General features: G+C 67.0%; 10 protein-coding genes. All 10 read left to right on the top strand.

Translation table 11 applies throughout. The features are described 5' to 3' along the window. The first annotated feature begins 3 nt into the window (after positions 1-3). Positions 4-1,548, top strand: coding sequence for a Mur ligase family protein (locus E3T35_RS05895; protein ID WP_134346728.1), 1,545 nt, complete (start codon positions 4-6; stop codon positions 1,546-1,548). After that, a complete protein-coding gene (murF, locus tag E3T35_RS05900; RefSeq protein ID WP_134378119.1) occupies positions 1,549-2,958 on the top strand; it encodes a UDP-N-acetylmuramoyl-tripeptide--D-alanyl-D-alanine ligase in 1,410 nt (469 codons plus the stop codon). Continuing rightward, the gene (mraY, locus tag E3T35_RS05905; protein ID WP_134346730.1) at positions 2,955-4,046 is read left to right on the top strand and encodes a phospho-N-acetylmuramoyl-pentapeptide-transferase; all 1,092 of its coding nucleotides are present in this window, start codon (positions 2,955-2,957) and stop codon (positions 4,044-4,046) included. The genes murF and mraY overlap by 4 nt, the downstream gene beginning before the upstream one ends. Then, the gene (murD, locus tag E3T35_RS05910) at positions 4,046-5,530 is read left to right on the top strand and encodes a UDP-N-acetylmuramoyl-L-alanine--D-glutamate ligase (protein ID WP_134346731.1); all 1,485 of its coding nucleotides are present in this window, start codon (positions 4,046-4,048) and stop codon (positions 5,528-5,530) included. The genes mraY and murD overlap by 1 nt, the downstream gene beginning before the upstream one ends. Positions 5,531-5,535: 5 nt before the next feature. Beyond that, a complete protein-coding gene (gene ftsW, locus E3T35_RS05915; RefSeq protein WP_134378120.1) occupies positions 5,536-6,921 on the top strand; it encodes a putative lipid II flippase FtsW in 1,386 nt (461 codons plus the stop codon). Continuing rightward, on the top strand, positions 6,918-8,009 hold the full coding sequence (locus E3T35_RS05920; RefSeq protein ID WP_134378121.1) for a glycosyltransferase: 1,092 nt from the start codon (positions 6,918-6,920) through the stop codon (positions 8,007-8,009). Before ftsW ends, E3T35_RS05920 begins: the two co-directional genes overlap by 4 nt. 60 nt (positions 8,010-8,069) lie before the next feature. After that, entirely contained in the window at positions 8,070-9,491 is a 1,422-nt protein-coding gene (murC, locus tag E3T35_RS05925; protein WP_134346734.1) for a UDP-N-acetylmuramate--L-alanine ligase, read from the top strand. A 292-nt stretch (positions 9,492-9,783) separates the two neighbouring features. Then, positions 9,784-10,680, top strand: coding sequence for an FtsQ-type POTRA domain-containing protein (locus E3T35_RS05930; protein WP_241988745.1), 897 nt, complete (start codon positions 9,784-9,786; stop codon positions 10,678-10,680). Between the two features lie 440 nt (positions 10,681-11,120). Then, the gene (gene ftsZ / locus E3T35_RS05935) at positions 11,121-12,332 is read left to right on the top strand and encodes a cell division protein FtsZ (RefSeq protein WP_134346735.1); all 1,212 of its coding nucleotides are present in this window, start codon (positions 11,121-11,123) and stop codon (positions 12,330-12,332) included. Positions 12,333-12,425: 93 nt separating this feature from the next. Next, positions 12,426-13,142 (top strand): YggS family pyridoxal phosphate-dependent enzyme, encoded by a 717-nt coding sequence (locus E3T35_RS05940; protein ID WP_174776440.1) that lies wholly within the window; start codon positions 12,426-12,428, stop codon positions 13,140-13,142. The last annotated feature ends 8 nt before the right edge of the window (positions 13,143-13,150 follow it).

Consider the following 13,150-nt stretch of genomic DNA (forward strand, 5'->3'; position numbering starts at 1 on the left):
TGCGTGTCTGAATTGGCGCCGTCGGCTCTCCGTCCCGAGCACCCCGTTCCGCGGTCCTTGTCGGGATTGGTTGCCGAATTTGATCTGGAAGTACGTGGAGACATCGACGGTCTCGAAGTCACCGGAGTGAGCCTGAGCTCGCGCACGGTGCAACCGGGCGACCTCTACGTCGGCGTTGCCGGGGCACACCAGCACGGTGCCACCTTCGCCGCGGCGGCCGCTGAAGCCGGGGCTGTGGCTATTTTGACCGACGAGGCCGGAGCGCTGCTCGCTGCGGCGAGCGGCCTGCCGGTTTTGCTGACACCGGATGCCCGCGCCGCGCTCGGCGCCGTCGCCGCCTGGATCTACCGCACCGACGACAACCCCGCGACCCTGTTCGCCGTCACCGGCACCAACGGCAAGACCAGCGTCGTCTACCTGCTATTCGGCATCCTGAACCAACTCGGCGTCGTCTCCGGACTCACCTCCACCGCCGAACGCCGTATCGGCGACCTCGCCGTCACGAGTTCGCTGACCACGCCCGAAGCCAGCGAACTGCACGCCCTGCTGGCCCGCATGAACGAGGCCGAAGTGCGCGCCGTCGGCATTGAAGTCTCGGCGCAGGCCCTCAGCCGCTACCGGGTCGACGGCCTCGTCTTCGATATCGCCGCATTCACCAACCTCAGCCACGACCACCTCGACGACTACGCCGCGATGGACGACTACTTCCAGGCCAAGCTCGAGCTATTCCAACCCGACCGCTCGCACCGCGGCGTGATCACCGTCGACACCGACTGGGGCCGCCGCGTCGCCGACGAATGCCGCATTCCGGTGACGACCATCACCAACCGGGCCGATGTAGACGCCGACTGGCGCATGACCGTGGTCGGTGAAACCGCGTCCCACACCGACTTCGTACTCGACGGTCCCGACGGTCGCCGCCTGCACACCCGGGTGCCGCTGCTCGGCTGGTACATGGCCGCCAACGCCGCCCTGGCCATCGTCATGCTGGTCGAGAGCGGATTCGACCTCGACGCGATCCAGCACACGCTGAACCGCGACGGCGGCATCGTCGCGTTCATCCCCGGGCGCGCCGAGCGCATCTCCGGCGACCTGGGCCCGCTCGTCTACATCGACTACGGACACAGCCCCGATGCGTTCCTGAACACCCTCGCGGCCCTGCGCAAGTTCACGCCGGGCAAGCTGATCATGCTGTTCGGCGCCGACGGTGACCGCGACACCACGAAACGCGCCGATATGGGCCGAATTGCAGCCCAGGGCAGCGATATCGTGGTCGTGACCGACTTTCACCCGCGATTTGAAGACGCCGCGAGCATCCGCGCCGTACTGCTGAAAGCAGCGCGCGACGCCGTGCCAGACGGCGAGTTCTACGAGGTGGCCAACCCCCGTACGGCATTCCGTACGGCGTTGTCACTCGCACACGAAGGAGACACCATTCTGTACGCCGGCCCAGGCCACGAGGACTACCACGAGGTACAAGGCGTGAAACTGCCGTATTCGGCCAGGGATGACTCCCGCCAGGCGCTCCGCGACGCTGGGTGGCTGTAAATGATCGCCCTCTCCCTGGCCGAGATCAGCCACGCCGTCGACGGTGCGCTGCACCTGACCGGCGCGGCCACCGCCGCTGACCTGATCGACGGATCGGTGCAGACCGACTCCCGCCTGATCGAACCCGGCTCGATCTTCGTCGCCAAGCCCGGCGCCGTCACCGACGGGCACGTGTTCGCGCCCGTCGCCGCCGCGCAGGGCGCCGCGCTGCTCATCGTGGAACGCCTGCTCGACCTGCCGGTCAGCCAGATCGTCGTCGCCGACGTCGTCGCCGCACTCGGCGCCCTCGCCTCCACGGTCGTCGCCCGCGTGCGCGCTGACGGAGCGCTCAAGATCGTGGCGGTCACCGGTTCCAACGGCAAGACCACGACCAAGAACCTGCTCCGCAGCATGCTCGAGCGGGTGGGCCCGACCGTCGCCCCGCGCGGCTCCTTCAACAACCAGGTCGGCGCGCCGATGACCATGCTCGAGGTGACCTCGAGCACGCGTTTCCTGGTGATCGAGATGGGTGCCAGCAGCGAGGGCGCCATCGCGCACCTCGTGCGTCTGGCCCGCCCCGACGTCGGCATCGTGCTCACCATCGGTCTCGCCCACGCCGGCGAGTTCGGCGACCTCGACGCCACCGTGCGCGCCAAATCCGAAATGGTCACCCACCTTCTTTCCACGGATGTTGCGGTGCTGAATGCCGACGATCCGCGCGTCGCGCAGATGCAGGCGATGACCCCGGCCCGTGTCGTTCGCTTCGGCGAATATGGTCAGGTTGATGTGCGGGCGAGCGACCTGCACTCCGGCCGCACCGGAACCACTTTCACCCTGCACCTGGCGAGCGGGCAGAGCGCACCGGTCACCTTCCCGGTGCTCGGGGAGCACCACGTGATGAACGCCCTCGCCGCGGCCGCCGCTGCGGAGGTGCTCGGGGTATCACTCGGTGATATCGTCGCCGCTCTCGAGGCAACCACCCGGGCCGAACGGTGGCGCATGGAGGTGCTCGGCGGCAAGGATGACGTCACCGTCATCAACGACGCTTACAACGCGAGCCCCGACTCGATGAGCGCAGCGCTCAAGACGCTCGCCCAGATCGGCACTCCAGGACGGCGCACCATCGCGGTGCTCGGCGAGATGGCCGAACTCGGTGAACTAGCCGGTGAAGAGCACGATCGCATCGGACTGCTCGCCGTGCGCCTGAACATCTCCCAGATAATCGTGGTCGGCCCCGCCGCCCGCCGTATGCACATCAGTACCATCAACGAGGGGTCCTGGGACGGCGAATCGGCGTATGTCGACACGCCGGACGAAGCCTTCGAACTCGTGCGCACCAGCGTGAATCCGGGGGACACCGTGCTCGTGAAGTCATCCAACTCCGCGGGTCTGCGATTCCTCGGCGATCGACTGGGAGACTTGTTCTCGTGAGAGTCCTTCTGCTGTCCGGAGCGTTTTCGCTCGCGTTCACTCTGTTTCTGACCCCGCTGTTCATTCGTTTGTTCAAGAAGTTCGGCTGGGGTCAGTTCATTCGCGACGACGGCCCCAAGAGTCACCACGCCAAACGCGGCACCGCCACCATGGGTGGCATCATCATTATTCTGGGCGTGCTGATCAGTTATTTCACAGCCATGCTGATCGAACAACGACCGTTCACCCCGTCGCCGCTGCTCGTTCTGTTCATGATGGTGGGCCTCGGCCTGGTCGGTTTTCTCGATGACTTTCTGAAGACCCGCAACCAGCGCAGCCTCGGCCTCGGCGGCTGGTCGAAGGTACTCGGGCAGGTCATCGTGGCCGGCGCCTTCGGTGTGCTGTCGCTGCAGTTCGTCGACCGTAACGGCCAGACGCCTGCCTCGACCAGCATCTCGTTCATTCGCGACCTGCCGCTGGACTTCATGAAACTCGGCACCTTCATCGGTATCGCCGTGTTCCTGCTCTGGATCTGCCTGATCGTCGCCGCGACCTCGAACGGGGTCAACGTAGCCGACGGCCTCGACGGCCTCGCCACCGGGGCCTCCATTTTCGCCATCGGTTCCTTCGTCGTGATCGGGTTCTGGCAGTCCAACCAGAGCTGTTTTGGGGGAGCGGATGCCTCAGACCAGTTCAAGTGTTACCTCGGCCCCGACTCCTTCGACCTCGCCATCGTCTCGGCGACCATCGTCGGCGGGCTGATCGGGTTCCTCTGGTGGAACACCTCACCGGCCAAGATCTTCCTCGGCGACACCGGGTCGCTCGCCCTCGGTGGCGCGCTGGCCGCCCTCGCTATTCTCAGCCGTACCGAACTGCTCCTCGTGCTCATCGGCGGCCTCTTCGTGATGGAAGCCGGATCCGTGATCGTGCAGCGTGCGTACTTCAAAATCACCCACGGTAAACGCATCTTTTTGATGAGCCCGATCCATCACCATTTTGAACTCAAGGGCTGGGCCGAAGTCACGGTGGTCGTGCGGTTCTGGATCATCGGCGGCCTGCTCGTCGCCGCCGGCGTCGGGTCGTTCTACCTCGAGTGGCTGTCTCGCTAATGAGCGACGCTGATCGCCTGAACACACTCACCAGCTGGCACGCCGACTGGAAGGGCCTGCGCGTCGCCGTGCTCGGCCTCGGAGTGACCGGTTTCGCCGCCGCCGACACCCTCGCCGAACTCGGCGCCGACGTGCTCGTGCTCGCGTCGCCCGGCCCCGACGAACGATTCGACCTGCTCACGGTGCTCGGCGTGCCGTTCGTGCAGGCTGACCTGCGCGAGGTGCCCGCGGAACTCGCGGCGCAACATCCGCACGTGATCATCGTCTCGCCCGGCTTCCACCCCGACCACCCACTGCTGGTCTGGGCGCACGAGAACGGCGTGCCGGTTTGGGGCGACATCGAACTGGCCTGGCGGCTGCGCGACAAGGTCGGCTCGCCTGCCGAGTGGTTGCTCGTCACCGGCACCAACGGCAAGACCACCACCGTGCAGCTCACCGCCAGCATGCTCGCCGCCCACGGCAGCCGTGTCGCCCCCTGCGGCAATATTGGTGTGCCCGTGCTCGACGCCATCCGCGATCCCGCCGGCTGGGACGTGCTCGTCGTTGAGCTCTCCAGCTACCAGCTGCACCACCTGCCGTTGAGCGGTCCGGGCGCCCTGCGGCCCTGGGCAAGCCTCTGCCTGAACGTTGCCAACGACCACCTGGACTGGCACGGGTCGGCCGAGGCCTATCGAGCTGCCAAGGCCAAGGTCTACTCGAACACGGCTGTCGCCTGCGTCTACAACACAGCGGATGCCGCGACCCTCGCGATGGTGCAGGACGCCGACGTGCAGGACGGCGCCCGGGCCATCGGTATCGGCCTCGGCGTGCCCGGACCGAGCGAATTGGGCATCGTCGACGGCATCGTCTGCGACCGCGCTTTTCTCGAGGACCGGTTCGAACGCGCCCTGGAATTGACCACCGTGCCGCACCTGGTCGCGGCCGGACTCGGTGCGCCGCACGTGATCATGGATGTGCTTGCCGCGAGCGCCCTCGCGCGCTCGTACGGAGCCCTGCCGGCCACCATTCACACGGCGCTGGAAACCTTCCACCTCGACGCCCACCGCATCGAAACGGTCGCCATCGGCGACGGCGTCGAGTGGGTCGACGATTCCAAGGCCACCAACCCGCACGCCGCCGACGCCTCCCTGGCCGCGTACGAGTCGGTGGTCTGGCTGGTCGGCGGGCTGCTCAAGGGCGTGGATATCGACCAGCTCGTGCAGAAGCACGTCGGCCGGTTGCGCGGCGCGATCATCATCGGCGTGGACCGCCTGGCATTACGCCAGGCATTCGCGCGACACGCCCCCGACCTGACCGTGTATGAGATCGACCCGGATGACACTGAACTAGTCATGACGCGGGCTGTGCGGCTGGCCGCCGAACTCGCTCGGGCCGGTGACACGGTGCTGCTGGCACCGGCCGCCGCATCGATGGACCAATTCGAGAGCTATGTCGAACGCGGGCGACTTTTCAATCAGGCAGTACACGACTTTTTGGGTAGGTGACGCGGATGGTACAGGTGCCGCGTAACCCCTCCTCCCGCACCCGGCCGACCACGCAGGCGCAGGCGTCGGCCTCCGGCTCACGACCTGCTGCCGGTTCACGATCCACGCCCGGATCACGGCCGGCCTCCGGTTCCCGTGCCGCTGCGGGGCGCCCGCCCGGGGCACCCGAAAAACCGGCGGCATCGGACGGCCCGGGCGGACCACAGGTGCGGATCAACCTCGGGCGGGTGTTCAAGTCCGAGGGCGGCAACTACTTTCTGCTGCTCGGCACCACCCTGTTCCTGGTGATCTTCGGCCTCGTCATGGTGCTGTCGTCGTCGTCGGTGGACTCGTTTTTGGCCGACATGGGCTTCTTCGGCGGACTGCTGCGTCAGGGCATGTTCGCGCTGATCGGTATTCCGCTCATGCTCGTGGTCAGCCGACTGCCGCTCGCGTTCTGGCGGCGCGTGGCCTGGCCGGCGATGCTCATCACCTGCTTCTTTCAGTTTCTGGTGGTGGCTACCGGGCTCGGCCGCGGTACCGGCGGTAACACCAACTGGCTGAACATCTTCGGCATTCAGTTCCAGCCGTCCGAGGGCATCAAAGTAGCCCTGGTCATCTGGCTCGGTGTGATCCTGTCGAAGAAACAGCACCAGCTCGACGACTGGAAGCACGTGTTCATTCCGGTGTTCGGGGTGGGTGGCGGCGCCGCTTTGCTCGTCATGATCGGCGGCGACCTCGGAACCACCATGATCATGGCCGGCATTCTGTTCGGCGCTCTGTTCTTCGCCGGCGTCAAATTGCGCCTGCTCGCCGTGCCCCTGCTGGTGGGAGTGGGTGGCGCTATCGTTCTGGCCATCGCCAGCCCCAACCGTCTGACCCGCATCATGAGCTTTCTCAACGAGGGCTGCACCGAGCTGAGCGGTGAGATCTCCTCGAGCTGCTGGCAACCGCTGCACGGCACCTGGGCGCTGGCCAACGGCGGCGTCTTCGGCGTCGGCCTCGGCAACTCCAAGGCCAAATGGTCCTGGCTGCCAGCCGCCGACAACGACTACATCTTCGCCATCATCGGCGAAGAGCTCGGCCTGATCGGCTGCATAGTCGTGCTCGGCATGTTCATTCTGCTGGCCTTCGCCTTTCTGCGCGTCATGCGCACCGCCACGACCGTGCAGGCCAAGGTCTCCACGGCCGCCGCCATGGTCTGGATCATCGGACAGGCTTTCGTCAACATCGGCGTGGTGCTCGGAGTGTTCCCCGTGTTGGGCGTACCGCTTCCGCTGATCTCGGCCGGTGGCACCGCTCTGCTCACCACCCTGGTCGCGATCGGCATCGTGCTCTCCTTTGCGCGCGGTGACCGCTCGAGCGAACCCCAGAACGATTTCACCGACTCCAGTGAGGCTAACCGGGCATGACCACGTACCTTCTCGCGGGCGGCGGAACCGCCGGCCACGTCAACCCCCTGCTCGCCGTCGCCGACCGCATCCGTTTTCTTGAAGCGGATGCCACGGTGCTGGTTCTTGGAACCGCCGAGGGCCTCGAGGCTCGCCTGGTTCCCGCGCGCGGCTACGAACTCATCGCCGTTCCCCGGGTGCCGTTTCCACGCCGTCCGAATCGGGCCGCCCTGCGCTTTCTGCCGCGCTTCAGCGCCGCCGTGCGACTGGTGAGAGACGTCATCCGTTCAAGGCACGTCGATGTCGTCGTCGGGTTTGGCGGGTACGTGTCCACACCGGCCTACCTCGCCGCCCGCCGTGCCGGGGTGCCGATCGTCATTCACGAGGCCAACGCCAGGCCCGGGCTGGCCAACAAACTCGGCGCTCGCTTCACCCGGCACGTCGGAGTCGCCTTCAGCGGCACGCCAATTCGGCACGCCCGGTTCGTGGGCATGCCGCTGCGGCCCGAAATCGAAGAACTCGACCGGGTGGCGGCGCGGCCCGCGGCGCTGGCATTTTTTGGCCTCGACCCGGAACGCCCCGTGCTGCTCGTCACCGGCGGGTCGCTCGGTGCTCGCACACTCAACGCCACAATGGTCGCCTCGGCGCGGGAGATTGTGGCCGCCGGCTGGCAGGTGCTGCACATCACCGGGTCGAAAGCCGAGGTCGCCGACCCCGAGCTGCCGGATTACCACCTGCTGGCGTACTGCGACCGCATGGATCTCGCCCTCGCCGCCGCCGATTTCGCCGTGACGCGCGCGGGCGCTGCCACGGTGAGCGAACTGTGTGCGCTCGGTATTCCGGCGGTCTACGTGCCGTATCCGGTCGGCAATGGTGAACAGCGTTTCAACGCCGCGCCCGTGCTGGCAGCGGGAGGGGGCGTGGTGATCGCTGATGCGGACTTCGTGCCGGCCTTCGTTCAGGGTGAGTTGGTGACCTTGTTGGGTGACCGGGCGCGGCTGGGCGTGATGGCGCGGGGGGCGGCATCCGTTGGCGCGCGCGATGGAACGGCCCGCATGCTCGACCTGGTGCATGGCGCGCTCGTGCCCGTCGGGCGTTCGCACGCGTAACGTAGTTCCCGCAGCATCCGTTTTACTTGCTTCTAACTGCTATCGAGAAAGAGCACAACCGTGATCGCACCAGACCTCACTCTGACCATTCCCGACCAGCTCGGACGTGTGCACTTCGTGGGCATCGGGGGATCGGGCATGAGCGGTATTGCTCGTCTGTTTCTGGACCAGGGCTACACGGTCACCGGCTCAGACGCGAAGGACTCGCCCAACGTCACGGCGCTGCGTGATCTCGGTGCGACCGTGTTCATCGGGCACGATGCGTCCAACGTCGGTGACGCCGACACCCTCGTGGTCACCGGAGCGCTCTGGCAGGACAACCCCGAGTACGTGCTCGCCAATGAACGCGGCCTTCCGGTGCTGCACCGGGCGCAAGCCCTCGCCTGGCTCATTCGAGCGCACCGGCTCGTGGCGGTGGCCGGCGCGCACGGCAAGACCACCTCCACGGGCATGATCGTCACCGGTCTGCTCGGCCTCGGCCAGGACCCCAGCTTCGTCAACGGCGGCGTGATCGAATCGCTCGGAGTCAGTTCCGCCAGCGGCACCGACGACCTGTTCGTGGTCGAAGCCGACGAATCCGACGGCTCCTTTCTGCTGTACCACACGGCCGTCGCCCTGGTCACGAACGTCGATCCAGACCACCTCGACCACTACGGCTCCCTCGAAGCCTTCGAGGCCGCCTTCGTCGAATTCAGCCGCAACGCAACGGAGCTCGTCGTGATCTCCTCCGACGACGTCGGCGCGGTCCGGGTCACCGGGGCCATCACTGCGGGCCTGAGCGCAGCGGATGCCGCCGCCCGCGTCATGACGTTCGGCGAGCACCCGGATTCCACCGTGCGCGTGCACTCCATCACCACGACGGGTCCGGTCAGCTTCAGCGTCTCCTGGCGTGGTCAGGATTACAACGCGACCCTGCGAATCCCCGGCAAGCACAACGCCATCAACGCGGCCGGCGCCTTCGCCGTGCTGGTCGGCCTCGGCTTCGACCCGGCGGCCAGCCTCGATGCCATCGTCGGGTTCGGCGGTACCCAGCGCCGGTTCGAGCTGCACGGAACGGTCGGCGGTGTCAGCGTCTACGACGACTACGCCCACCACCCGACCGAGGTGGCCGCAGCCCTCGCCGCCGCCCGCACCGTGGTCGGTGAGGGACGCATCATCGCGGTGCACCAACCGCACCTGTACAGCCGCACCCGTCTGTTCGCGCGGGAATTCGCCGAGACCCTCGAAAGTTTCGCCGACCAGACCATCGTGCTCGGCATCTACGGCGCCCGCGAAGACCCGGAGCCCGGGGTCACCGGTGCGCTCGTCTCCGAACGATTCCGCGACCCGTCCCACGTCGCCTACGTGCCCGATTGGCAGGATGCCGCCGACTACCTTGCCAGCATCGCCCGCGACGGAGACTTCGTCGTGACCCTCGGCTGCGGCGATGTGAACCGCATCGTGCCCCAGCTGCTCGCCTCGCTCGAAAAAGTACGCGGATGAGGCGGCGGTGAGGCGGCCGGCCGGCTTCGACCGACCGAACGAGCCGCAGCCAGCGCGCCCGACCCCGACCGCGGCCCCGGCCGCGAAATCGCCGCGCGCCAAGCCGGCAGTGCAGCCACTCGCAGAATCTGACGACGCTCCGGCGTCAGCCCGACCGCCAAGGAAACGGGCTCCAGCGCCGACGAAACGGGCTCCAGCGCCGGCGAAACCGAAGAAAGCGCGCGGCGGCGTCGCAGCGCTCAAAACTACGCCGAAACCCTTTGATCCCTCCGACACGACGACGGAACCGATCGTGCTGGCCGGGGGAGGCTCATCCGCTTCGCCGGTCACGGTCAAACCGGTGCCGTCTGACTCGGCCCCGTCATCGGCACGGGCGAGCAGAAAGGCAGAATCGCTTGGAGAGGCCTCCGGCGGCACGCCCGGCGCCCGCGCGGCCCGGTCGGTGCTGCGGGCGGCCCAGCGCGCCCGCAAACGCTTCGAACGCGCCGAGGTGCGACGGTTCACCGGACGCACCCGGCGCCGGCGCACCGCGTGGATTCTCGGAGTCGGCTCGATCGTGCTTGCCTTCGGGCTCATCATCGGGGCGGCCTACTCACCGTTGATGGCCCTGCGCACGATCGAGGTCGTCGGCACCAGCCGGATCCCGGCGGCGGATGTGTCAGCTGCCCTCGCCGATCAGCTCGGCACCCCGCTGCCGCTCATCGACAGCGGCGTGGTCAAGGGCGAACTGTCGAAGTTCACGCTCATCCAGAGCTACGTCACGGAGAGTCGCCCGCCCGGCACACTCGTGGTGCGTATTGTCGAGCGGGTGCCGGTTGGCGTGCTGACCGGACCGACCGGATTCGACCTGGTCGATGCCGCCGGTGTCGTCATCGAGACGACGCCGGAACGCGCGGTCGGCTACCCGCTGATCGACGCGCCGGACGGCATCTCCAGCGCCGGGTTCAAGGCCGCTGCCGCGGTCCTCGCCGTGCTGCCGGAGAGCATTCGCACCCAGCTGGACTCGGTGACCGCGGTCACTACCGACGACGTCACCCTGAGCCTGCTCGGTGGCGAACGCGTGGTTTGGGGCAGCCCGGAAAAATCCGAGTACAAGGCCGTCGTGCTGGCCGCCCTGCTGGTGGGACACCCAGCCGGCACCGTGAATGAATACGACGTCTCCTCGCCCGACAGCGCCGTGCTGCGCTGATTTTCGGCGTTCCGCCTGGCGACCGTGCCCGAAACGGATGCGTGCTACGGTAACCGCCGTAACGGCCACCCGTTTCGGTCGCGGTGAAGGGCGGCAACCGCTCGGCAAGATTCGGCGCGCCGCTATGCAGCACGAGCGACTGAAAGCGGCTGGCGCAGCTGGCGCTGCTTGCGCGGCTGGCGCTGCTTGCGCGGCTGGCGCTGCTGGCGTGCCGCGCGCGCGAGCAGCATATGGGCGCGTGAAGCCCAAAATGGGCGTGAAGGGGTTCGCGCGGAGCCGCGCAACGGGTCGCGGCAACGGATTCTTCGAGTTCTTCGCGACACGCGGGCGCGCCTCCCCAGCGACGCGCCGCGCCCGCATACTTTCGTAATCAGGAATTGCATACTCAGCATAACTTTAAACTTCGACTAGAGGTTTAGGGTTCCACCCGGAGGCCGGACGTGTCAAACAATCAAAATTATCTAGCCGTCATCAAGGTTGTCGGCATCGGCGGTGGCGGCGTCAACGCCGTCAACCGCATGATCGAACTGGGCCTCCGCGGTGTCGAGTTCATCGCCATCAATACGGATGCCCAGGCCCTGCTCATGAGCGACGCCGACGTCAAGCTCGACGTCGGTCGTGACCTCACCCGCGGCCTCGGTGCCGGTGCTGACCCTGAGGTGGGTCGCCGCGCCGCCGAGGACCACGCCGAGGAGATCGAGGAAGCCCTCGCCGGGGCCGATATGGTCTTCGTCACCGCCGGCGAGGGTGGTGGCACCGGAACCGGTGGCGCCCCCGTCGTCGCCCGCATCGCCAAGTCGATCGGCGCCCTCACCATCGGTGTCGTCACCAAGCCGTTCGGCTTCGAGGGCAAGCGTCGCCAGGCGCAGGCCGAGACCGGTGTCGCCTCGCTCAAGAACGAGGTCGACACGCTCATCGTCGTACCCAACGATCGCCTGCTCGAGATCAGCGACCGCGGCATCAGCATGCTCGAAGCTTTCGCGACCGCCGACCAGGTGCTCCTCGCCGGTGTGCAGGGCATCACCGACCTGATCACCACCCCCGGCCTGATCAACCTCGACTTCGCCGACGTCAAGTCGGTCATGCAGGGTGCTGGCTCGGCCCTCATGGGCATCGGTTCAGCTCGCGGCGCCGACCGTGCCATCAAGGCGGCCGAACTGGCCGTCGCCTCGCCCCTGCTCGAAGCTTCGATCGACGGCGCGCACGGCGTGCTCCTGTCGATCCAGGGTGGATCCAACCTTGGTATTTTCGAGATCAACGACGCGGCCCGTCTCGTGCAGGAAGCCGTGCACCCCGAAGCCAACATCATCTTCGGTGCCGTCATCGACGACACTTTGGGTGACGAGGTACGGGTCACCGTCATCGCCGCCGGCTTCGACGGCGGCGAGCCCGGCGCCAAGGCGGTCGAGGTTCGCCGTGCCGACCTCGTCGCGGCTGGCATCGCGGCCGGCGCCGGAACGGCTGCCGCTGGAGCTGCGGCATCCGCTGGGAGCGCCACGGGAGCCCCAGCGACCGACTCGGGCAGCTACAGCGACGGCGAGCTCGCGGCCTCCGTCTGGGGCGGCTCTGACGCCGGCAACGGCGTGACCGTGGCCGACCCGGCCTTTGAAGAAGAGGCCGACGACCTGGACATCCCTGACTTCCTCAAATAAGGCGCGTTTACAGTAGTCCCGGGGACGATGTGTCAGAATGTCGACCCCGGGCGCACTGCCTTAATCGCACGTGACGAACAGAGCAGCATGAGCATGGCACTTCCTGACGCGGCGGCCGAACCGGCACCGGGCACAACGCCACCGAGCGATCTGGCCACCCGTCTGCAGACCGTGCGCGCTGGCGTCGCCGATGCCGCGGGTGAGGCTGGCCGTGACCCGGCCGACATCACCACGATCGTCGTCACCAAGTTTCACCCGATTTCATTGATCGAAGAGCTCTACTCCCTGGGTGTTCGCAACCTGGGGGAGAACCGGCACCAGGAGGCGCAGGGCAAGGCAGCGTCGCTCGCTGATCTCGACCTCGTCTGGCACTTCGTCGGTCAGATTCAGGGCAAAAAGGCGCGCCAGGTGCGGGCCTATGCCAACGTCATCCACTCGATTGATCGAGAGTCACTGGTGACCGCTCTCGGCTCGGAGCAAGCGAGCGTTGACTGCTTCATTCAGGTGAATTTAACGGATGACGCGGCTCGCGGCGGTGTGGATCCCGCGAACCTACCGGCCCTCGTCGACAGCGTTCAGGCCACACCGGGCCTCGTCCTGCTCGGCCTCATGGCCGTGGCACCGCTCGGCGCTGAACCGCGACGGGCCTTTGCCCAGGTACGCGAGTTCAGCGAACAGATCCGCGGCCAGGCCCCGGCAGCCACCGCACTGTCCATGGGCATGAGCCAGGACTACGCGGCGGCCGTGCTCGAAGGGGCGACACACCTAAGAATTGGCACTGCAATCACCGGCAATCGCCCGGTGCTCTAATAATCTCG

This window comes from Cryobacterium sp. TMT1-2-2 (assembly GCF_004403505.1).
Lineage (GTDB): Bacteria > Actinomycetota > Actinomycetes > Actinomycetales > Microbacteriaceae > Cryobacterium > Cryobacterium flavum.